General features: G+C 70.7%; 20 protein-coding genes. 6 read left to right on the top strand and 14 right to left on the bottom strand.

Annotated elements, in window-relative coordinates; translation table 11 throughout:
* Window positions 1-217 precede the first annotated feature (217 nt).
* The gene (locus tag RBJ65_RS34635; protein ID WP_161306038.1) at window positions 218-658 is read right to left on the bottom strand and encodes an Lrp/AsnC family transcriptional regulator; all 441 of its coding nucleotides are present in this window, start codon (window positions 656-658) and stop codon (window positions 218-220) included.
* Window positions 659-890: 232 nt separating this feature from the next.
* Between RBJ65_RS34635 and RBJ65_RS34630 the strand changes: the two genes are divergently transcribed.
* A complete protein-coding gene (locus tag RBJ65_RS34630; RefSeq protein ID WP_306320717.1) occupies window positions 891-1355 on the top strand; it encodes a hypothetical protein in 465 nt (154 codons plus the stop codon).
* A gap of 18 nt (window positions 1356-1373) precedes the next feature.
* Here RBJ65_RS34630 and RBJ65_RS34625 read toward each other — a convergent pair whose 3' ends face one another.
* Both RBJ65_RS34625 and RBJ65_RS34620 read right to left on the bottom strand, forming a co-directional pair.
* Window positions 1374-2501: a phosphotransferase family protein gene (locus tag RBJ65_RS34625; RefSeq protein ID WP_306320716.1), complete on the bottom strand. Its 1128-nt coding sequence runs from the start codon at window positions 2499-2501 to the stop codon at window positions 1374-1376.
* Between the two features lie 28 nt (window positions 2502-2529).
* On the bottom strand, window positions 2530-3621 hold the full coding sequence (locus tag RBJ65_RS34620; RefSeq protein WP_306320737.1) for a hypothetical protein: 1092 nt from the start codon (window positions 3619-3621) through the stop codon (window positions 2530-2532).
* A gap of 271 nt (window positions 3622-3892) precedes the next feature.
* Here RBJ65_RS34620 and RBJ65_RS34615 point away from each other — a divergent pair, with 271 nt between their 5' ends.
* On the top strand, window positions 3893-4354 hold the full coding sequence (locus RBJ65_RS34615) for a hypothetical protein (RefSeq protein ID WP_306320715.1): 462 nt from the start codon (window positions 3893-3895) through the stop codon (window positions 4352-4354).
* On the opposite strand, the gene RBJ65_RS34610 is transcribed toward RBJ65_RS34615, so the two are convergent.
* Window positions 4317-5480: an acyl-CoA dehydrogenase family protein gene (locus tag RBJ65_RS34610; RefSeq protein ID WP_306320714.1), complete on the bottom strand. Its 1164-nt coding sequence runs from the start codon at window positions 5478-5480 to the stop codon at window positions 4317-4319. The two genes, RBJ65_RS34615 and RBJ65_RS34610, sit on opposite strands and share 38 nt — an antisense overlap.
* Before the next feature lie 329 nt (window positions 5481-5809).
* Between RBJ65_RS34610 and RBJ65_RS34605 the strand changes: the two genes are divergently transcribed.
* Window positions 5810-7051, top strand: a complete 1242-nt coding sequence (locus tag RBJ65_RS34605) for a glycoside hydrolase family 18 protein (RefSeq protein ID WP_306320713.1) — start codon at window positions 5810-5812, stop codon at window positions 7049-7051.
* A gap of 42 nt (window positions 7052-7093) precedes the next feature.
* On the opposite strand, the gene RBJ65_RS34600 is transcribed toward RBJ65_RS34605, so the two are convergent.
* Both RBJ65_RS34600 and RBJ65_RS34595 read right to left on the bottom strand, forming a co-directional pair.
* Window positions 7094-7753: a TetR/AcrR family transcriptional regulator gene (locus RBJ65_RS34600; protein ID WP_306320712.1), complete on the bottom strand. Its 660-nt coding sequence runs from the start codon at window positions 7751-7753 to the stop codon at window positions 7094-7096.
* Window positions 7754-7808: 55 nt separating this feature from the next.
* Entirely contained in the window at window positions 7809-7964 is a 156-nt protein-coding gene (locus tag RBJ65_RS34595; RefSeq protein ID WP_306320711.1) for an SCO1431 family membrane protein, read from the bottom strand.
* Between the two features lie 185 nt (window positions 7965-8149).
* On the opposite strand from RBJ65_RS34595, the gene RBJ65_RS34590 reads away from it, so the two are divergent.
* Window positions 8150-9640 carry a M1 family metallopeptidase gene (locus RBJ65_RS34590; protein WP_306320710.1) on the top strand — a complete coding sequence of 497 codons (1491 nt, stop codon included), beginning with the start codon at window positions 8150-8152 and terminating at the stop codon, window positions 9638-9640.
* Window positions 9641-9649: 9 nt separating this feature from the next.
* Here RBJ65_RS34590 and RBJ65_RS34585 read toward each other — a convergent pair whose 3' ends face one another.
* Together RBJ65_RS34585 and RBJ65_RS34580 are read right to left on the bottom strand one after the other, a co-directional pair.
* Window positions 9650-10132, bottom strand: a complete 483-nt coding sequence (locus RBJ65_RS34585; protein ID WP_306320709.1) for a hypothetical protein — start codon at window positions 10130-10132, stop codon at window positions 9650-9652.
* Window positions 10133-10203: 71 nt separating this feature from the next.
* On the bottom strand, window positions 10204-11598 hold the full coding sequence (locus RBJ65_RS34580; protein ID WP_306320708.1) for a peptidase C39 family protein: 1395 nt from the start codon (window positions 11596-11598) through the stop codon (window positions 10204-10206).
* A gap of 183 nt (window positions 11599-11781) precedes the next feature.
* Between RBJ65_RS34580 and RBJ65_RS34575 the strand changes: the two genes are divergently transcribed.
* Both RBJ65_RS34575 and RBJ65_RS34570 read left to right on the top strand, forming a co-directional pair.
* On the top strand, window positions 11782-12423 hold the full coding sequence (locus tag RBJ65_RS34575; protein ID WP_306320707.1) for a uridine kinase: 642 nt from the start codon (window positions 11782-11784) through the stop codon (window positions 12421-12423).
* A gap of 432 nt (window positions 12424-12855) precedes the next feature.
* On the top strand, window positions 12856-14742 hold the full coding sequence (locus RBJ65_RS34570) for an AAA family ATPase (RefSeq protein WP_306320706.1): 1887 nt from the start codon (window positions 12856-12858) through the stop codon (window positions 14740-14742).
* 186 nt (window positions 14743-14928) lie between these two features.
* On the opposite strand, the gene RBJ65_RS34565 is transcribed toward RBJ65_RS34570, so the two are convergent.
* The 6 genes from RBJ65_RS34565 to ribH form a co-directional block, all read right to left on the bottom strand.
* Window positions 14929-16011, bottom strand: a complete 1083-nt coding sequence (locus RBJ65_RS34565) for a hemolysin family protein (protein ID WP_306320705.1) — start codon at window positions 16009-16011, stop codon at window positions 14929-14931.
* Window positions 16008-17345 (bottom strand): hemolysin family protein, encoded by a 1338-nt coding sequence (locus tag RBJ65_RS34560; RefSeq protein WP_306320704.1) that lies wholly within the window; start codon window positions 17343-17345, stop codon window positions 16008-16010. The genes RBJ65_RS34565 and RBJ65_RS34560 overlap by 4 nt, the downstream gene beginning before the upstream one ends.
* A gap of 255 nt (window positions 17346-17600) precedes the next feature.
* Window positions 17601-18050, bottom strand: a complete 450-nt coding sequence (locus RBJ65_RS34555; RefSeq protein WP_306320703.1) for a PH domain-containing protein — start codon at window positions 18048-18050, stop codon at window positions 17601-17603.
* 11 nt (window positions 18051-18061) lie between these two features.
* Entirely contained in the window at window positions 18062-18910 is an 849-nt protein-coding gene (hisG, locus tag RBJ65_RS34550) for an ATP phosphoribosyltransferase (protein WP_306320702.1), read from the bottom strand.
* 58 nt (window positions 18911-18968) lie between these two features.
* Window positions 18969-19241 carry a phosphoribosyl-ATP diphosphatase gene (locus RBJ65_RS34545; RefSeq protein ID WP_306320701.1) on the bottom strand — a complete coding sequence of 91 codons (273 nt, stop codon included), beginning with the start codon at window positions 19239-19241 and terminating at the stop codon, window positions 18969-18971.
* Window positions 19242-19275: 34 nt separating this feature from the next.
* Entirely contained in the window at window positions 19276-19761 is a 486-nt protein-coding gene (gene ribH / locus RBJ65_RS34540) for a 6,7-dimethyl-8-ribityllumazine synthase (RefSeq protein ID WP_306320700.1), read from the bottom strand.
* Between the last annotated feature and the right edge of the window lies 1 nt (window position 19762).

The following is a 19762-nucleotide window of genomic DNA, read 5'->3' as shown; positions in this document are numbered from 1 at the left end:
GGGCCATGAGGCAAGAGCTGGGCCGAGACACAGGGGCCAGGCCAAGAAGCACGAACCGGGCCGAGACGTACGGGTTGCCCGAGGTGGTGGGACGCCACCGGCCCGAGGTGATGGGGCGCCTCCGGCCCGAGGTGATGGGATGCCCCACCGGCCCGAGGTGGTGGGAAGCGCTCCCCATCCGGCGCGGCGCGAGTCGTCGTTGAGGGGCCCGGGGTGGCTAGATGCGTGGGGGGCGGGCCTCGTACGGGGTGGAGAGGACTACCGTCGTGCGCGTGGAGACGCCTGCCAGGGAGCGGACGCGGGCGAGGAGGTTTTCGAGTTCGTGGGGGGTTTCGACGCGGACCTTGAGGATGTAGTTCTCGTCGCCGGCCACGCTGTGGCACGCCTCGATCTCCGGGACGCCCGCGAGGCGTTCCGCGATGTCGTCGGGGGCGCTCGGGTCGAACGGTTTCACCGAGATGAACGCGGTCAGCGGCAGGCCGACCGACTCCGGGTCGACGACCGCGGCGTAGCCACGGATCACGCCGCGCTGTTCGAGGCGGCGCACCCGCTGGTGCACGGCGGACGTGGACAGGCCCGTGGCCTTGCCCAGGTCGGTGTAGCTCATCCGCCCGTCCTTGACGAGCAGCTGCACAATCTGTCGGTCGAGCTCCTCCATGCCGCTGAACCTACCGGTCCCTTGATCCTCTCGGATACCTGAAGGAACGAGATGGGCGATACGTCTACCGCCGGACGGGCAAGTCCATTCGACATGTGACGAACACCACAGGCCTCTGGCCGTGTCCATCGGCATGGGGTGATTACCTCGACGAGCGGGCGGGCAATGCTTGCTGTGGCCGAGGCCGCCACCATGGACATCCGCGGCCGGCCCACCCGAGGGGGAGAATCCCATGCAGAGTGTGAAGCGTTCCGGACGTCCTGGCGCGCGCGGCCGCCAGCAGGCGATCGCCGAGCCCCAGCCGGAGGGTGTCGATCCCGACGCCTTCGAGCGGGACGGGGCCGACGGCGAGGGCGACGGGTACGAGACGTTCGAGATGTACCGGGTGGCCTGCCCGGACTGCGGCAAGGCCATCGCCCTCCTCGCGGAGGAGGACGTGCTGCCGGAGCACGCCCATGTGACGTCGCCGTGGGACCCGTTCGGGCTCACCGTCTGCGTCGGCAGCGGCCGGGCCGTCACCGAGGCGCTGCCCACCGGCGACCTGGCGGGCGCTCAGGAGCAGGACGCCGCCCTCCTGTTGACGCTCCCTCAGGGGCTCGACTGGCGTACGCAGCCGTTCTCGCACGTCGGTGGCCCCGGTTCGCGGCCCATCCGGGTTCCGGAGCAGGAGCAGCCCGCTCGCAGCGTCGCCGCCTGACCGTTCACGCTCCGCGGCTCACGCTCCGCGGCGCTTGTCGGCCCAGTAACTGCCCCGCACCATGGCCCGCAGACTGTCGTGGTGCAGGATCAGTGTGTCCGGGTCCGCCGGTACGGTGGCCTCGCCGAAGTGGATCTGCCGGTAGGCGACGCGGAGCATCACGACGGCGTGCCGCAGGGCCGCGTAGAGCGTGTAGAAGTCCATGTCGCGCGGTGTGTGGCCGGTGAGTTGGGCGTAGCGGGCCTCGACGCGGTCGCGGCGCAGGAAGTCCGGCAGGCCGTGCTGGCCGAAGGTCTCCGTCAGGTCCTGGAAGAAGCGGTGCAGGTACACCGTCCAGCCGAGGTCGACCTCGCGCGGGGCGAGCGAGGCCATTTCCCAGTCGAGGACGGCGGCGGGCTCGAATCCGTCGTGGGTGTAGATGATGTTTCCGATGCGGGCGTCGCCCCAGTTGAAGACCGCGGGGCCCTCCTGCCGCGGCCACAGCGCCTCCAGGCGTTCGAAGGCCGACTCGATGAGGGGTGAGGGGCTGCGGCCCTCCACCACCCAGGCGTAGTACGTGCGTTGGGCGTCCACGTGTCGGCGTAGGGGGCTGCCTTCGCCGGGCAGTTCCAGGAAGTCCGCCCCGGGCGTCGGCACGCCGTCGTGCAGCCGTGCGAGGACCCGGATGCTGGCGTCCTCCAGGCGTTCGCGTTCGTCGTCGGTCGCCGCGTGCAGCCAATTGCCCTCGTACGTATAGGGCATGACGTCGGGCGGTACGCGGCCCGCGACGCGTTCCATGACGAAGAACGGGGCGCCGAGCGGGCCTTCGTCCTCCTCCAGCCACAGCACGCGCGGCACCGGGAGCCCGGTGTGCTCGGCCGCCAGGCGCATCGTGCGGTACTGGCGCGGCATGTCGTACACCGGGAAGATCGTGTACGCCGAAGGGTCAGCGGCGAGCCGCAACGCGCAGGCGCGTACGGGCGGTTCGGGGTGCTCGATGTCGAAGAGCAGGGTCTCGCTCGACATGCCGTTGGACTCGGGAACGGTCACGTTCACCGCCTTCGCCCCCGGAAGGCGCCGCCCCAGCCAGGCGGTCAGCCGCCGGGCGATCTCCTCGGGCTCGCGGGTGGACGTGCGGGGCCTGGGCTGTCGGGGCGCTGTCGCCATCGCCGAACTCCCTGTCCGTGAAGGATGGTTACGAGGAGTGGCCGGGGTCCACCGGGCCAGGAGCCACCGAGTCGAAGCCCGTGAAGCCGCTCGGGTCGTGCCGGCCGAAACTGCCGTGCTCGAAGATGCCGTACCCGACCTGCCCGTCGAGGGTGAAGCGGGCCGCGTGGTCGATGACTCCGTACGCGGCGCGCGGGTGGGCCGCCGGGTCCGACAGGTCGTACGTGCGCCGGTCCAGCCAGTCGCGGCCGCGCCAGGTGCCGTGCTGCCAGTCGTCGGCGGGTGGATAGCCCGCACCGACGGCGAGCGGGGAGGAGGCGAGGATCTCGACGCCGACCTCGAGTGGTTTGCGGTCGGCGGGGTCGACGAGGTGGATGACCGCGCTCTCGGGGTGGCGGGTGCCGGGGCGGTACGTGATGTCGGTCTGCGGCCAGCCGAGTTGGCGGTCGCGGTGGCCCTCGCGTACGACGGTGGCGTCGTTGAGGGTGCGGTAGCCGTCGGCGTCCTCCTGGGTGATCACCATGAGGAAGCGGTCGTGGAACCGGATCGGCGACCAGATCCAGTGGAAGCCCTCCGTGGGGTACTCCTGCGCGAGCCGGCCGCCCTCCTCCCCCGGCACCGGCCGCACACCCCAACTCCGGTCCCGGGTACCGGTCCAGCCGCCCACCCGGATCTCCCGGCCCCCGACCCGCAGCCATCCGTCGCACTGCCCGGCCTGCACGAACCGCTTGCCCTCCAGGGTGAGCCGCGCGCCCCTGCGCTGGGTGTGGTGCGGTTCCCACAGGGCCGGGAAGCCGGCGGTCCAATTGATCTCGTACGAGAGCCCGTCGGGGTCGTCCGGGTCGACGGCGCAGCTGAGGATGAAGTTCTTGAGCGGGCGCTCGACCATGATCTTCAGCGGGCCGACCCGCATGTTCATCCGCGAGTCCTCGCTCAGGGCGTCGGAGGCGCGGACCGCGTGCAGGGTGTCGCCGACGCGGAGGGTGGCGTAGGCGTCGATCACGCCCAGGTTCGGATAGACGCCGAGGCCGAGGATGAGCAGGAACTGGCCCCCGGGGTCGACGAGATGGAAGATGCAGCGGTCGTAGGCGTTGCGGTCGCTGGTCGCTACGTGCTTCATCGACAGCGGCACCTGATGGACGGGCCACTCGTCGAAGGCGACGGGACGATCGGCGGCCTCGGCTGCGGACACGGCAAACCTCCCTGGGAGCACGGCGGTTGACGTCGCCCGGAGGGGTGCGGCCTGCCCGGCGGCGGAGTTGACGGTACGTCAGCTCGGCTCGGCTGGCCAGACGTTCGACCGGCCCATGCCACGCGTACGGGTATGTCGTGAACTGACGCTCGAATTCGTCAACCAGTGACCCCGATCGTCCCCCTTTCGTTGAACGGGCATGACCACGACGCAGACCTCGGCACCTGCGCCCACGGGACGACGCAGGCGCATCCTCGTACCGGTAACCGCAGCCGCAGAATCGGTTCAGCAGGGCGAGCACGGCCAGCACGGCCAGCACGGCCAGCAGACTCAGCAGCCCCAGCAACAGACGCAGGATCCACAGTCACAGCAGACCGGGCAGCCCGGACAGACCGGGCAGACCCGCTCAACACCCCCGGCCCCACAGGCCGCAGGACCGCAACCGCTCCCCCGGCGGCAGCCGCAGCCACTCCCGCAGCCCCAACCGCCCCAGCCCCGCCCCCACAACCCGCCGATCTACCAGGCGATGGTCACCGCGTGGACCGAACGCGGCAGGACGCTGCCGGGGCGTGCGGACCCGGAGTGGGCGCGGCTGATCGCGCCCACCGTGCGCACCGGGCAGTTCAGCGCGATTCAGGACCGGCCAGGTGACGGGCGATGACCATGCGCTGGATCTGATTGGTGCCCTCGACGATCTGGAGCACCTTCGCCTCGCGCATCAGGCGCTCCGCCGGGAAGTCGGCCGTGTAGCCGTACCCCCCGAGGACCTGCACCGCGTCCGTGGTGACCTTCATCGCGGCGTCCGTGCACAGCAGCTTCGCCATGGCGGCCTGCTTGGAGAAGGGGCGCTCCGCGTCCCGCAGCCGGGCCGCCGACAAGTACAGGGCGCGGCCCGCCTCTATCTGAGTGGCCATGTCCGCGAGCATGAAGCGCAGCCCCTGGAAGTCGGCGATGGGCCGGCCGAACTGGGCGCGCCCCTTGGCGTAATCCACCGCCGCGTCGAGCGCGGCCTGCGCGACGCCGACCGCGCAGGCCGCGATGCCGAGCCGGCCCGAGTCGAGCGCGGAGAGGGCGATCTGGAAGCCCTGCCCCTCGTCCCCGATGCGGCGCGCGTCGCTCACCCGCACCCCGTCGAAGTGGATCTGGGCGGTGGGTGAGCCCTTCATGCCCATCTTCTTCTCGGGCAGCGCCGCGCTCAGGCCCGCCGCGCCCCCGGGCACCAGGAACGCCGTGATGCCGTGCGCGCCCTCGCCGCCGGTGCGGGCCAACACCGTGTAGAAGTCCGCGATGCCGCCGTGGGTGATCCAGGCCTTCGTGCCCGTGAGCACCCAGTCGTCGCCGTCGCGCACCGCCTTCGTACGAAGGGAGGCCGCGTCGGAGCCGGAAGCCGGTTCGGAGAGGCAGTAGGCGCCGAGCAGGCCGCCGCCCAGCATGTCGGGCAGGTGCTCGGCGCGCTGCTCCTTCGTGCCGAAGTTGGCGAGGGCGTGGCAGGCAAGCGAGTGCACGCTGACGCCGAGGCCGACCGTGAGGCGGGCGGCCGCGAGCTCTTCGAGGACCTGGAGATAGACCTCGTACGGCTGCTCGCCGCCGCCGAACTCGGCGTCGTACGGCAGTCCGAGCAGTCCCGCGTCGGAGAGGAGCCCGAAGGTCTCGCGCGGGAAGCGGCCCGCTTCCTCGTCCTCGGCCGTGTGCGGGGCGATCTCACGCCGCGCGATGTCGCGGACGAGCCGCAGCAGATCCTGAGCTTCGTCCGTCGGCAGTTGGCGCTCGACTCCTGGCTCCGGCATGGCGACGCTCTCCTCCCTGGGCGGGCACTGCGGCGACGACCGCCGGGTGGGCGGGCGGCGCCGGGTGGTCACTGCCGAGCCGATGCTGCCCCTCCGGATCACGGAAAGCGCAGACCACGCGGCTGCGGCGTGTTGAGTATTCCCGAAACGGAGCGCCTCGTCACTAGTTAACGACCGCTTACTCCAAAGTTTTTTCGCGCCCCCTCCGAGACTCCAGACGGCGCCGAAATTGGTTCGGACCATTGACCCCACTGGTCTAGTCCTTCTAATGTGCGGCGCGCAGGTCCACAGCACGAACCCCACGCTCCCCTCCCCCACGAGGAGACACGATGCTCAGACCGCACCTCCCCCGCAGGGGCTTCAAGGCCCTCTTCTCCGCCGCGTGTTGCGCCGTTCTCGGCGCGGGACTGCTGGCCGGCGCGGGCAGCGCCACCGCACAGCAACAGGCCGACGCCGCACCGAAGGCGGCCGGTTCGAAGGTCGTCGGATACTTCACCGAGTGGGGTGTCTACGACCGGAACTACCACGTCAAGAACGTCGACACCTCGGGGTCGGCCGACAAGCTCACGCACATCAACTACGCCTTCGGGAACGTCCAGGGCGGCAAGTGCGCGATGGGCGACTCCTACGCCGCGACCGACAAGGCGTACACCGCGGACCAGTCCGTGGACGGTGTCGCCGACACCTGGGACCAGCCGCTGCGCGGCAACTTCAACCAGCTGCTCAAGCTGAAGAAGAAGCACCCGGACCTCAAGATCCTCTGGTCCTTCGGTGGTTGGACCTGGTCCGGCGGGTTCGGCGAGGCGGCCAAGGACCCGGCCGCGTTCGCCCAGTCCTGCTACGACCTGGTCGAGAACTCGAAGTGGGCCGATGTCTTCGACGGCATCGACATCGACTGGGAGTACCCGAACGCCTGCGGCCTCACCTGTGACACCAGCGGGCGCGAGGCGTACAAGAACCTGATGGCGGCGCTGCGTTCGAAGTTCGGCGGCGACTACCTGATCACCTCCGCCATCCCGGCCGACGCCTCCGAGGGCGGCAAGCTGGACGCCGCCGACTACGCGGGCGCCGCCCAGTACGTCGACTGGTACAACCCGATGACGTACGACTTCTTCGGCGCCTGGGACGCGCAGGGGCCGACGGCGCCGCACTCGCCGCTCACCTCGTACGACGGGATTCCGAAGGCGAGTTGGCACTCCTCGGCCACCATCGCGAAGCTCAAGGAGATGGGCGTGCCCGCGTCCAAGCTGCTGCTCGGGATCGGGTTCTACGGACGCGGCTGGACCGGCGTCACGCAGGACGCGCCCGGCGGCACGGCGACCGGGCCCGCGGCCGGCAAGTACGAGCAGGGCATCGACGACTACAAGGAGCTGAAGAGCAAGTGCCCGGCCACCGGCACCGTCGGCGGCACCGCGTACGCGCGCTGCGGGAACAACTGGTGGAGCTACGACACCCCGCAGACCATCGCCGGGAAGATGGACTACAAGAATCAACAGGGCCTGGGCGGCACCTTCTTCTGGGAGCTGTCCGGTGACACCTCGGGCGGCGAGCTGATCAAGGCGATCAACTAGCCCGAACGGCAAGCGCCATGGTGCTCCCCTGTCCCGTACGGGTCAGGGGAGCACCGGCGCGGGGTACGAGGGCTCGAACTCCTCGATCACGCGCAGGGTATGACCGAGGGTGCGGACCAACAGGGCGCGCACCCGGCCCCGGTCGAGCTCCTGGTGGCCGATCCAGTCGAGCGTGATGCCCTCCACGCCGCACAGCCAGCCGAGCAGCGCCGTCCGCGCCAGGCGCGGCACCTCGGGCGTCCCGTACGCGGCCCTGGCGATGGTGTCGATCAGCGCGTCGCGCACCCCGTCCCTGATGGCCTGCACCTGGGCGTCGAAGCCGACGCCGCCCGTGACGATCGTGCGGTACGCCGCCTGGTTCCGCTCCGCGTAGCGCAGATAGCCGTCCACGGTGCGGTGCACGCGCTCGACGGGGGCCAGGTCGCCGACGCTGCTCGCGCCGTCGACGAGTTCGCCGACGGACTCCTCGATGATCGCCAGGTAGTAGCCGCGCTTGGACTTGAAGTAGTAGTAGATCAGCCCCTTGGCCACGCGCGCGTGCTGTGCGATGTCGTCCATGGACAGCGCGTCGTAGGACGTGTCGGCGAACAACTTGCGGCCGATGGCGATGAGTTCGGCGCGGCGGGCGGTGGAGCGGTCGGTGCCGTGCGCGGCCCGCTGGTGGCTGGTGTCGCTTGTGTCGCTGGTGTCGCTGGTGTTCACGTGCGGCCCTGGTCTCGGACTCCTGGCGGATGCCGCAGTATGGCAGACGCCTCGGTCACATCCAGCCGAGCTGGGTGACGAGCATCGCGAGGACCACGACGAAGGTCCAGCCCAGGACGTGTTCGAGGATCTTGGGCCCGTTGTCGTCGGGGCCGCCGGTGCGGGCGCGAGGGGCGGCGGCGGAAGCGGCGGTGGCAGAGCTTGCGGTCATGGGTGTCTCGCTCGGGTCGCGGTGCTGGTCCTGGCTCCCCCGGCGGCGCCCGGACCCCCTCCGGCGCCTTCTCCACCATGCCACCGGATCGCCGCCGCGCGGCCGAGAGCTTGGTCACGTACAACCGGGCCGCGCTGTGACGCGTCCCATATTGCGACGCGTTCCGTCCGACCGGAAGGTTCCCGATGAGCCCGCTCAGTACGTACCGGACACCCCGCCGCAGAACCCGTCTCGCCCTCGCCGCCGCGATCACCGTCACCGCGGCGCTGACCGGCCCGGCAGCCGTCTCCCGGGCGGCGACCGAGACCCCGACGCCGGGCGCCGCGGGCCTCGGCGACCCGATGTTCCCGCTCGACGGCAACGGCGGCTACACGGTGCGCCATTACACGCTCGACTTCGACTGGCAGGCGCCGCGCACCCCGTTCGCCGCCGCGACCACCGTCAAGGCCACCGCCACCCAGGCGCTCTCCCGCTTCGACCTCGACTTCGCGGGGAACGAGCTGCGCTCGGTGACCGTGAACGGGAGCGCCGCGCAGACCAGGCGCGAGGGCGACGAGCTGATCGTCACGCCCAAGTCCGCGATACCCAAGGGCAGTTCCTTCACCGTGCGGGTCAGGTACACCGCCGACCCGACGCAGGTGCGGCACCGCGACGACGCGATCGAGGACTACGGCTGGATCCCGACGCCGGACGGCACGGTCCTGTACCCGCAGCCCAACGGCGCCAAGATGATCTTCCCGTCGAACGACCACCCGAGCCGGCGTGCCCCCATCACGTTCCGCGTGACGACCCCCGCCGACCGGACGGCCGTCGCGAACGGGCGCCTCGTGGACCGCGCCGAGCAGGGCGACGGGCGGGTCCGCTGGACGTACGACTCCGAGCAGCCGCTCGCGACGCAGCTGGTCCAACTGGCCATTGGTAAGTTCCAGTTGATCGACGGCACGGGCCCCGACGGGCTGCCGCTGCGCGATGTCGTGCCGGACGACCTCGTCGCGCCGACGAAGCAGTACCGCGACCTCACGCCCGACCATTTGGCGTGGCTGCGGGAGAAGTTGGGCCCGTACCCCTTCAACCGGTACGGCGTCCTCGTCGGCGACACGGACCTCGGCGTCGCCCTGGAGACGCAGACGCTGTCGCTCGTCCCGAAGGCGGACCTGCTCGGCACCAAGGTCGACGCCGAGCGCAATCTCGTGCACGAGCTGGCCCACCAGTGGCTCGGCGACAGCGTCGGCATCGCCACGTGGTCCGACCTGTGGCTCAGCGAGGGCCACGCCCGCTTCTACGAGCGCTGGTACTCCGAGGAGCACGGCGGCGACAGCTTCGAGGCCGCCATGAAGACGGCCTACGAGAACCACGACCAGTGGCGCCACGACTACGGCGCGCCCGCCGAGCCCACCGAGCCGAACCTCTTCAAGCGCATGCGCTACGACGGCTCGGCGCTCGTCCTGTACGCGCTGCGCGCGCAGGTCGGCGCGGAGACCTTCGGGAGGATCGAGCGGGCGTGGGTCACGCAGTACCGGGGGAAGACCGCGTCCACGGCCGACTACATCGCGCTCGCCTCGAAGGTCGCGGGCCACGACCTGTCGGACTTCCTGCGTCCCTGGCTGTACGGCTCCAAGACGCCGCCGATGCCCGGCCACCCGGACTGGGTGGTCAACCCGGTCGTCACCGGCTGACCCCGGCCGTCACCGGCCGCCGACCCGCTCGTACACCACCCCGAAGTCCGTGTGCCACGCCTCTCCGTCCTTCGACGCCTCCCAGGCCCCCGTGAGGGTGTCGCCCGAGGCGTCGAAGCGGGCGGAGAAGCGCTGGTGGAAGTCGGGCGCTGACCGCCAGATCCGCAGCTCGCCCTCGGTCAGGCTCAGCCCGTACGCGCGGGAGACGCCGCGCCCGTCGGCGTAGAGCATCGTGAAGTGCCCGGCCGCGTCGTCGTACCCGATGTAGGCGACGGTCGGGAACGGGTGGTGTTCGCGCCAGCCCTCCGGGAGGACGAGGTCCGGCGGGAGGTCGGCGCGCTGCACGAGGAAGCCGCCGTCCGGTGTCCAGGCGTACGAGGTGGGGATCGGCCCGATGCGCGTGGACCCGCCGGGGAGCGCCCACTGGTGCCAGTCGCCGACGAGCGGGGCGAGTGCGCGGAGGGCGGGGTCGTTGGTGTTGCGCTGCCGCATCGCGGTCTCCTTACGTAGAGCGTCTCTACGTAAGGAGACCGCGGTGGGCGGTCCGGCTCATCGGTGCGCGGTCAGCGCACGCCCACCGCCGCCAGCGCCTTGCGCTGCCTGTCGGTCGGCTGGGCCGGGAAGTACAGGTAGCAGACGCCGCCCGTGCCGGAGACGACCTTGCCGTCGGCGTTGTAGCGCTTGGTGCGCAGCCAGATGTTCTCCCACTCGCGCCTGTTGTAGACGCGGCGGACCGCCTCGTCGCTGGGCGAGGCCGGGTCGTTGGCGATCACATCGCCGTCGGCGGTGAAGCCGATGACCGTCATCAGGTGTCCCGACGTGCCGTAGCCCGCTCCGGTCAGCTCCGACTTGAGGAACGACTGGGACGTTATGGCCGGGATGCCGGCCGCGATCAGCGTCTCCAGGTCCTTCAGGGAGGCGAGACGGGTGACGACGCCCTGCATGTCCTTGTACGTCGCCGCGTACGCCGCGTTGAACGGCCAGTTGCCGCAACCCTCGTACTGGTAGTCATACGTATAACGTGCCGCGTGGCAGACCTGTGGGTCGGCGAAGGACGGGTCGACCCAGGCCAGCTGCTCGGCCGTCGGCCTGCGGCCCCAGTACTCGATGATCATCTGCGAGGACGTGGGACTGCACCAGGCCTCGCCGCCGTTGTCGTACTCGGGGTACTGGCCGACGTGGATGTTCTGCGAGTAGCGCGGGACCTTCAACTCCTTGACGAGCCCCGGCGCGGACGCGGGCACCGTGAAGCGGTCCGGGATGTCCGAGCCCATGGCGCCGAGCCGCCACACCGTGGGCGACGCCTTGGAGCCCGGCGCGCGCAGCAGCGTGAGCCGCAGCCGGTACGAGACGAGGCGAAGGCCGGAGGCGGTGTCGTCGATGGAGAACGTGTCCGTCCAGATGCTCGACTTCCCGTCGGACTGGTCGTCCACCGAGGTGCGGCGGATGTCGGCGCTCTCGTCGTCGCCCGCCGTCCAGCGGCCCATCACGTACCACGGCGTCTCGGCGCCGTCCGTGTACGTGCCCTGGAGCTCGATCTGGATCCAGGTGCCCTTGGGGGTGCGCGCGTTCCAGGACGCGACGACCTCCGTGGCGGGTACGGAGAGCGCATGAACCGGGGAGAGCCACTCGGCGTACTCCCAGTCGGCCTTCTTGTGGAGGTGCGGATCGGTGTACGTCCGTGTGCCCGCGGGCGCGGCGATCGTCACGCCGGGGCGCTCGCCGTCGAGGGCGCGCGTGCCGTTCGCGGTGCCGGAGAGCCAGTCGGCGTACGACGTCCAGGTGCGGTTGTCCACGAGGCGGGGCGCCGCCTTCTTCTGCGCGGGCCGGGTGGCGTTCTGGGAGTTGCCGGAGGCGTGCGCGGGGACCGCGGCGGCCGTCGTGGCGAGCGCGGCGCCCGCGGCCGCCGCGAGCAGGGTTCTGCGGGAGAGGGGGGACGCGCTTTCGGGTCGGGTCATCGGCTGATCCCTCGGTCGACGGGTCGAACTGGTGTGGAGGAGTGCGCCAACTATGGCCGCAGAGGCGGGATTTCCACCAGCGTTCCGGGCCCGCGCCGCCGCACCAATATTGGTCTTCACCACTGGCATGACCTGCGGCGGCGCGCGCGAAACCGATCCGGGCCGCGTCGTACCCTTGCGGCCGTGAGCTACCACCATGTGCCCCTGTCCGAGCTGGCCGGGCGGATCCGCCGGCTGCCGCCCTCCTGCGGCCGCACGCGGCTCGTCGGCGTCGACGGGCACGCGGGTTCCGGCAAGTCGACGCTCGCGGTGCGGCTCGCGGAGGCGCTCGGCGGGGCGCCCGTGCTGCGGCTCGACGACATCGCGAGCCACGACGCCCTCTTCGCCTGGACCGAGCGGCTGCGCACGCAGGTCGTCGACCCGCTCTCCCGCGCCGAGGCCGCGCGCTACGAGACGTACGACTGGCACGCCCGCCGCTACACCGACGTGGCCGAACTGCCGCCCGCGGACGTCGCCCTGATCGAGGGCGTGGGGGCGGGAAGGGCCGAACTGCGGCCGGAACTCGCGGTGTTGCTGTGGCTCGACATGCCGCGCGAGGCGGCGTGGGCGCGCGGGCGGGCGCGGGACGGCGAGGCGCAGCGGGAGTTCTGGGACGGCTGGATCCCAGCGGAGCGAAAGCACTTCGAAGAGAACCCGTCCTTCCCCTTCGCACATCTTTTGGTACGCGAGTGTCCAGAGGGGTACGAGGTGCGGGAAGGGCCCGGTGGACGCCAACCCTCAAAGCCAGCCGTCACGCACCGTGATGAACCGCCAGCGGTGCGGTGAACCTCTGGAAACAGCCTTCCGCCACTTTGCACGAGAGCCCCAACTCTGCTTGACCGAGGGGCCGTACAGGACTTACGTTCTGAATGTGCGGCCTTGCGGGGCCGCCTCCAGACGCGAAGCCCCCGGTTGTTCCCCCGTGATCGGGGGCTTCGTTCTGCCCGCAATGCCCCTTCCCGAGCGCACCGAGGCGCACTTCGCTCACCCTGGGTCACCATTCGACACGGCGCTCACCTGCACCGAATCCCCCCTTTCGGACCCCGATCCGACCGACCCGCGCCCTACGGCCCACCTGACCCCCGCAGGTACGATGCCCTCGGTGCGGCCTACGGACGGCTCGCTGTCCGCATCGTGACAACTCCCGTCCATGACAGAGCGGTTCACAGAACGGTTCGACAGAGCGGTTCATCGGGGGCACGGTTTGTGGGGGACGTGATGGACTTCGGCACCGGTGCACAGGCCGGACCGGCCGACCTCGCCTGGCTGCGAGGCGTCGACGCCTACACCATGGGCGCCTATCCGCAGGCGGAGGACGAATTCCGCGCGGCGGTACGGATGGATCCGGGGATGGCCGACGGCTGGCTCGGGCTGCACGCGCTGCGCGTCGACACGACGACTTCGCTGCTGCGCATGTTCCGGCACCGCGACCGGTTCGGGGAGCAGCGCGCCCGGCACCGGCGCACGCTCAACTCCTGGTACTGGCTGGGCTGGTGGGTGCAGCCGGTGCTCGAGCACCCGCGCGATCTGCTGCTCGCGCACGCCTCGCACTGGCTGGACGGGCGCCATGTCCCGGACCTGGACCGGGCGCTGGCCACCCTGCCGCCGTTCGACGCGGACCCGCAGGTGCGGTTCCTGCACGCCTGCCGCTCGTACCTCGTGAAGGACTGGGAGCAACTGGTCCGGCACACCGACCCGTTGACCGACGACGCGATGCTCGGCATCGAGGCGGGCCTCTTCGGCGGCATGGCGCGGGTGCGCCTTGAGATGTACGGGCAGGCGGAGCCGCTGCTCTCCTCGGCCCTGATGCGCTGCCGCAGCGAGCAGCCGCAGCGCAAGGAGTTGCGCTACTGGCTGGCCAGGGCCCATGAGGGCACCGGGCGTTCGGCGGCGGCGCTCCCCCTGTACCGGGCGGTGCACCGGGTCGACCCGGCGTTCATGGACACCTCCGCGCGGCTCGCGGCGATCGCCGAGGCGGACGGGTACGGGGAGTTCGGCGACGGGGCCGACCTCACGACGCTGACCATGACGGGGTATCAGGACGGGCTCGACGGGGACCCGGGCGATCCGCTGTACGAGAGCGACGGGCGGGGGCTGAAGGTGTCCGATCCGGGGCTGTCGGCGCCGGGTGGGGCGGGTTCGGGTGCGGGCTCCGGGGTGGCTTCGGACGATGCCGACATGGTGCGGGAGAAGGCCGTGGTGCCGGTGCCCGCGCCGCCGCCGGCCTCCAGTACGGATCCGGTGCTCCTGGAGGAGGCGCTCACCGAGCTGGAGCGGATGGTGGGGCTCGAACCCGTGAAGCGTCAAGTGAAGGCGCTGTCCGCGCAATTGAACATGGCGCGGTTGCGGTCCGGGCAGGGGCTTCCGGTGCAGCCGCCGAAGCGGCACTTCGTCTTCTCCGGGCCTTCGGGGACGGGGAAGACGACCGTGGCGCGGATCCTTGGGCGGGTGTTCTACGCGCTGGGGCTGCTGGGCGGGGACCACCTGGTGGAGGCGCAGCGGGCGGATCTGGTCGGCGAGTATTTGGGGCAGACGGCGGTCAAGGCGAATGAGTTGATCGACTCGGCTTTGGGTGGGGTGCTGTTCGTCGATGAGGCGTATGCGTTGTCCAATTCCGGTTACGGGAAGGGCGACGCGTACGGGGACGAGGCGCTTCAGGTGTTGTTGAAGCGGGCGGAGGACAACCGGGACCATCTTGTTGTCATTCTCGCCGGGTACCCGGAGGGGATGGACCGGCTGCTCGCGGCGAATCCCGGGCTGTCGTCGCGGTTCACGACGCGGGTCGACTTTCCGTCGTACCGGCCGCTCGAACTCACGTCGATCGGTGAGGTGTTGGCCGGGGAGAACGGGGATGTGTGGGACGAGGAGGCGTTGGACGAGTTGCGGTCCATCGCCGGGCATGTGGTCGATCAGGGGTGGATCGACGAGTTGGGCAACGGGAGGTTCCTGCGGACGCTGTACGAGAAGTCGTGTGCGTATCGCGATTTGCGGTTGACCGGGTACACGGTTGAGCCCACGAGGGATGACTTGGCGACGTTGCGGTTGCCGGATCTTATGCAGGCGTATGGGGAGGTGTTGTCGGGCCGGGGGCCGTCCGGCGGTTGATCCGTCGGGGTGGGGCGGCCCCTCCGTTCCGTTCGGCGGCGCCGGGGTTGGCGTCGCGGGGCTCTGCCCCGGGCCCCGCTGCTCAATCGCCGCAGGGGCTGAAAATAGTCACCCGCCGCCGAGGCTTGAATGGATCGGCCGCCGCCAAGGCTTGAATGGATCGGCGGCCGCCAAGGCTTGATCTGGTTACGCCAGGGCCTCCTCACGGGTGCGGGCCGGGGGGACGCGTGGGGGGTCGGGGGTGCGGTGGGTGGGGTCTTTGACTTCGCCTACGAGGAGTTCGAGGACGTCTTCCAGGGCGACGAGGCCGAGGACGCGGCCGGAGGCGTCGGCGACCTGGGCGAGGTGGGTGGCGGCGCGGCGCATCACCGTCAGGGCGTCGTCCAGGGGGAGTTCGGCGCGGAGGGTGGCCATGGGGCGCCAGAGTTGTTGCGGGACCGCGCGGTCCGTGTCAGGGCCTTCGATGAGGTCGAGGACGTCCTTGACGTGCAGGTAGCCCATGAAGGCGCCGTCGTCGGAGCAGAGGGGGAAGCGGGAGTACCCGGTGCGGGCAGTCAACTCGATGATTTCGGCCGGGGTGACCGAAGGGCCGACCGTGACCAGGGACGCCTTGTCGATCAGGACGTCCGTCACCGGGTGCGAGCCCAGTTCGAGGGCGTCTTCGAGGCGTTCTTGCTCCTCGGGCGCGAGGAGGCCCGCCTGGCCCGAGTCCTCTACGAGGCGGTTGAGTTGTTCGCTGGTGAAGACCGCCTCCACCTCGTCCTTCGGGTCGACCCGGAAGAGGCGCAGGATGAGGCGGGAGCAGGCGCCGAGCGCCGCCGTCACCGGCTTGCAGAGGCGGGCGAAGGCGACGAGGCCGGGGCTGAACCACAGCGCCGTCTTCTCGGGCGCGGCCATCGCCAGGTTCTTCGGCACCATCTCGCCGATGACGAGGTGGAAGAAGACGACGGCCGCGAGCGCGATCACGTACCCGAGCGGGTGGATCATGCCGTGCGGGACGTGGGCCGCCTCGAAGACGGGCTCCAGGAGGTGGGCGACCGTCGGTTCTGCGACCGCTCCCAGGGTCAAGGAGCAGACGGTGATACCGAATTGGGCCGCCGCCATCATCTGTGGCAGGTGTTCGAGGCCGTACAGGACCTGTTTGGCGCGTTTGCCGGGGATGGGTTCGATCTGGCTGCGGCGGACCGAGACCAGCGCGAACTCCGCTCCTACGAAGAAGCCGTTCGCCAGGACCAGCAGGCCGGCGAAGACGAGTTGCAGGGCGCTCATCGGGCCGCCTCCAGGACGGGCGTGGGGGCGTCGGCGGTCTTCACGAGCCGGACGCGTTCCGCCCGGTAGTGGTCGACGGCGCGCACCGAGAGGCGCCAGCCGGGGAGTTCTGCCCTGTCGCCGGGGGCCGGGATGCGGCCCAGGAGGTCGGCGACGAGGCCGGCCACCGTCTCGTACGGGCCCTCGGGGACGTCCAGGCCGATGCGGCGCAGGATGTCGACGCGGCAGCCGCCGTCGGCGTCCCAGGCGGGGCGGCCGTCCTCGGGCGGGGCGGTGGCCAGCTCCGGGAGGTCGAGGCCGTCGTGTTCGTCGCGGACCTCGCCGACCAGTTCCTCCACGATGTCCTCCAGGGTGACGACCCCGGCCGTGCCGCCGTACTCGTCGACGACGACGGCGATCGGCTGCTCGCTGCGGAGGCGGGCGAGGAGGGGTTGCACGGGGAGGGTCTCGGGGACGAGGAGGGGCGGTTGCGCGATGCGGCTCACCGGTGTGCGGAGGCGCTCGTGCGCGGGCTTCGCGAGGGCGTCCTTGAGGTGGACCATGCCGATGATCTCGTCGATCCGCTCCCGGTAGACCGGGAAGCGGGACAGGCCGGTGGCGCGCGTCAGGTTGACCACGTCCTCGGCGGTCGCGGACGCCTGCAGCGCGCTGACCTTCACGCGCGGCGTCATGACGTGCTGCGCGGTGAGTTCGGCGAGGGACAGCGTGCGTACGAAGAGGTCGGCCGTGTCCTGTTCGAGGGCGCCCGCCTGCGCGGAGTGCCGGGCCAGGGAGACGAGTTCGCCGGGGGTGCGGGCAGAAGCGAGCTCGTCGGCGGGCTCGACGCCGAGGGCGCGGACGATTCGGTTCGCCACCGCGTTCAGCAGGGCGATCACCGGGCGGAACAGGCGGGAGAAGGCGTGCTGGGGGCCGGCCACGAAGCGGGCCACCTGGAGGGGCTTCGACACCGCCCAGTTCTTCGGTACGAGTTCGCCGATCACCATTTGCACGGCGGAGGCCAGGAGCATGCCGACGACGACCGAGATGCCGCCGACGGCGCCTTCGGGGAGGCCGACGGCGGTGAAGGGGGCGTTCAGGAGCTGGGCCAGGGCCGGTTCGGCGAGCATGCCGACGACCAGGGAGGTGATGGTGATGCCGAGTTGGGTGCCGGAGAGCTGGAAGGAGAGCTGCTTGAGGGCGTTGACCACGGTGCGGGCGCGTTTGTCGCCCGCGGCCGCGGCCTTCTCGGCGTCGGGGCGTTCCACGGTGACGAGGCCGAATTCGGCCGCGACGAAGAAGCCGTTGGCGAGGATCAGGAGGAAGGCGGCCGCAAGGAGCAGCAACGGGATGGTCATGCCGCCGCCTCCGGGGACGTGTGCGCCTGGGGGGCGCTATGTCGGGAGGGGGCGGCGCAGGTACTACCGGACGATCCGTCCATCGCTGGAGGGAGTCACTCCTCGGTTAGCAGGAGCCCTTGGCTCCGCCGGGGTGGCGGGGCACGGGCGGGGCGGCGCGTGTGGCTCGCCCCGCCACCAGATTAATCAAGCCGGGGACTCGGAGTCACCGGCAACGGGGGTGGCGTCTCGGGGCGCTACCCCGGACCCCGCTCCTCAATCGCCGGCGGGGCTTGAGTGGGTCGCCGATTCCGTCAGGGCGCGGAGCGCCTTGGCGTCGCGGATGGCGGATTGTTTGGCGATGCCGGGTTGGATGCCCATGGCGGCCAGACTGGTGCCGTCGGTGAGGTCGAGGAAGACCCAGGGGTCGCCGGGGCGGAGGTTGACGCGGACGATTTCGGCCCAGGAGAGGCGGCGGCTGCGGGCGACGTTCACCACCGTGACGCCCTCGGTGTCGGCGACGACCTTCGGTCGGGCGAGGAGCCACAGGACTGCCCAGAACAGGGCGCCGGTGAAGACGAAGCTGGCCTTCTCGCCCGGGCTCAGGCCCGCGAGGAGCAGCGCGACGATCGTGATCACGACGAAGGACGCCGCGCCGAGGGCGTGCAGGATGGCGCGGGTGCGGGACGGGCGGAACGTGACCGGGAGGGCAGGGGGCTCGGACATGACGAGGGTCCTCAGAGGCGGCAGGCGTGGATGGCCGTGGTGAGGATGGCCCGCGCGCCGAGGGCGTACAGGTCGTCCATGATGCGCTGGGCGCCCTTGGCCGGGACCATGGCGCGGACCGCGACCCAGCCCTCGTTGTGGAGCGGGGAGACCGTGGGCGATTCGAGGCCGGGCGTGAGGGCGACGGCCTTTTCGAGGTGTTCGGCGCGGCAGTCGTAGTCCATCATCACGTACGTCCGGGCGACGAGGACGCCCTGGAGGCGGCGGAGGAACTGCTGCACCTTGGGGTCGTCCGTGCCCTCGCCCTCGCGGCGGATCACGCAGGCCTCGGAGCGCATGATCGGCTCGCCGAAGACCTCCAGGCCGGCGTTGCGCAGCGACGTGCCGGTCTCGACGACGTCGGCGATCGCCTCGGCGACACCGAGTTCGATGGCGGTCTCGACGGCGCCGTCGAGGTGCACGACGTTGGCGTCCACGCCGCGCTCGGCGAGGTAGCGGGCGACGATGCCCTCGTAGGAGGTCGCGATCGTCTTCCCGGCGAGGCCGGCGATGTCCTTGACCGCGCCGGGGCGCGAGGCGAAGCGGAAGGTGGAGCGGGCGAAGCCGAGCGGCAGGATCGTCTCGGCCTTGGCGCCGGAGTCGATCAGCAGGTCCTCGCCGGTGATGCCGATGTCGAGCTTGCCCGAGGACACGTAGATCGCGATGTCCTTGGGGCGCAGGTAGAAGAACTCGACCTCGTTGTCCGGGTCGACCGTGACGAGTTCCTTGGACTCCTTGCGCTGCCGGTATCCGGCCTCATGCAGCATGTCCGACGCAGGCCCTGAGAGTGAACCCTTGTTGGGGACGGCGATGCGCAGCATGAGGGCGGATTCCTTTGCGTAGGTGGGGAGTTGGGGATGGGGCGAGGCGTACGCGGGTCTAAAGGTGCGCGTACACGTCGTCGAGGGAGATGCCGCGGGCGACCATCATCACCTGCACGTGGTAGAGGAGCTGCGAGATCTCCTCCGCCGCGGCGTCGTCGCTCTCGTACTCGGCGGCCATCCAGACTTCGGCGGCCTCCTCGACGACCTTCTTGCCGATGGCATGGACGCCCTTGTCGACCAGTTCGGCGGTGCGGGACGTGGCGGGGTCGCCGTTGGCTGCCTTGTGCTGGAGCTCGGTGAAGAGCTCCTCGAACGTCTTATTGGACATGGTGGCGTCTACTTTACGCGTCCCGGACCGGCCCTCAGCGCCAGGGCTCGGCGATCGTGCGGAGCGTGGTCGCGGTGGCGACGGCCGCGGTGACCGCCTCGTGTCCCTTGTCCTCGCTGGAGCCCTCGATTCCGGCCCTGTCGAGCGCCTGCTCCTCGGTGTCGCAGGTCAGGACGCCGAAGCCGACGGGGACGCCGGTGTCGACGGTGACCTGGGTGAGGCCCTGCGTGACGCCCTGGCAGACGTACTCGAAGTGCGGGGTGCCGCCGCGGATGACGACGCCGAGCGCGACGACCGCGTCGTAGCCGCGGCCCGCGAGGACCTTGGCGACGACCGGGAGCTCGAAGCTGCCGGGGACGCGGAGCACGGTGGGCTCGCTGATGCCCAGTTCGTTCAGGGCGCGCAGCGCGCCGTTGACGAGCCCGTCCATGACCTGCTCGTGCCACTGCGCCGCGATGACGGCCACCCGCAGGTCGCCGCAGTTCTTCACGCTCAGTTCGGGTGCACCCTTGCCGCTCACG

The organism is Streptomyces sp. KL109B (assembly GCF_030766935.1).
In the GTDB taxonomy this organism is placed as follows: domain Bacteria; phylum Actinomycetota; class Actinomycetes; order Streptomycetales; family Streptomycetaceae; genus Streptomyces.
The sequence above is the reverse complement of the archived record's forward strand: the minus strand, read 5'-3'. Positions and strand labels throughout refer to the sequence as shown.

Bases quoted from the DNA above. Each gene is read 5' to 3' on its own strand.
- RBJ65_RS34590 (WP_306320710.1), top strand. From the start codon at position 8,150: ATGAGCCCGCTCAGTACGTACCGGACACCCCGCCGCAGAACCCGTCTC.
- RBJ65_RS34570 (WP_306320706.1), top strand. From the start codon at position 12,856: ATGGACTTCGGCACCGGTGCACAGGCCGGACCGGCCGACCTCGCCTGG.
- RBJ65_RS34630 (WP_306320717.1), top strand. From the start codon at position 891: ATGCAGAGTGTGAAGCGTTCCGGACGTCCTGGCGCGCGCGGCCGCCAG.
- RBJ65_RS34620 (WP_306320737.1), bottom strand. From the start codon at position 3,621: ATGAAGCACGTAGCGACCAGCGACCGCAACGCCTACGACCGCTGCATC.
- hisG (WP_306320702.1), bottom strand. From the start codon at position 18,910: ATGCTGCGCATCGCCGTCCCCAACAAGGGTTCACTCTCAGGGCCTGCG.
- RBJ65_RS34635 (WP_161306038.1), bottom strand. From the start codon at position 658: ATGGAGGAGCTCGACCGACAGATTGTGCAGCTGCTCGTCAAGGACGGG.
- RBJ65_RS34565 (WP_306320705.1), bottom strand. From the start codon at position 16,011: ATGAGCGCCCTGCAACTCGTCTTCGCCGGCCTGCTGGTCCTGGCGAAC.
- RBJ65_RS34595 (WP_306320711.1), bottom strand. From the start codon at position 7,964: ATGACCGCAAGCTCTGCCACCGCCGCTTCCGCCGCCGCCCCTCGCGCC.
- RBJ65_RS34605 (WP_306320713.1), top strand. From the start codon at position 5,810: ATGCTCAGACCGCACCTCCCCCGCAGGGGCTTCAAGGCCCTCTTCTCC.
- RBJ65_RS34625 (WP_306320716.1), bottom strand. From the start codon at position 2,501: ATGGCGACAGCGCCCCGACAGCCCAGGCCCCGCACGTCCACCCGCGAG.
- RBJ65_RS34560 (WP_306320704.1), bottom strand. From the start codon at position 17,345: ATGACCATCCCGTTGCTGCTCCTTGCGGCCGCCTTCCTCCTGATCCTC.
- RBJ65_RS34580 (WP_306320708.1), bottom strand. From the start codon at position 11,598: ATGACCCGACCCGAAAGCGCGTCCCCCCTCTCCCGCAGAACCCTGCTC.
- RBJ65_RS34615 (WP_306320715.1), top strand. From the start codon at position 3,893: ATGACCACGACGCAGACCTCGGCACCTGCGCCCACGGGACGACGCAGG.
- RBJ65_RS34545 (WP_306320701.1), bottom strand. From the start codon at position 19,241: ATGTCCAATAAGACGTTCGAGGAGCTCTTCACCGAGCTCCAGCACAAG.
- RBJ65_RS34555 (WP_306320703.1), bottom strand. From the start codon at position 18,050: ATGTCCGAGCCCCCTGCCCTCCCGGTCACGTTCCGCCCGTCCCGCACC.
- RBJ65_RS34585 (WP_306320709.1), bottom strand. From the start codon at position 10,132: ATGCGGCAGCGCAACACCAACGACCCCGCCCTCCGCGCACTCGCCCCG.
- RBJ65_RS34610 (WP_306320714.1), bottom strand. From the start codon at position 5,480: ATGCCGGAGCCAGGAGTCGAGCGCCAACTGCCGACGGACGAAGCTCAG.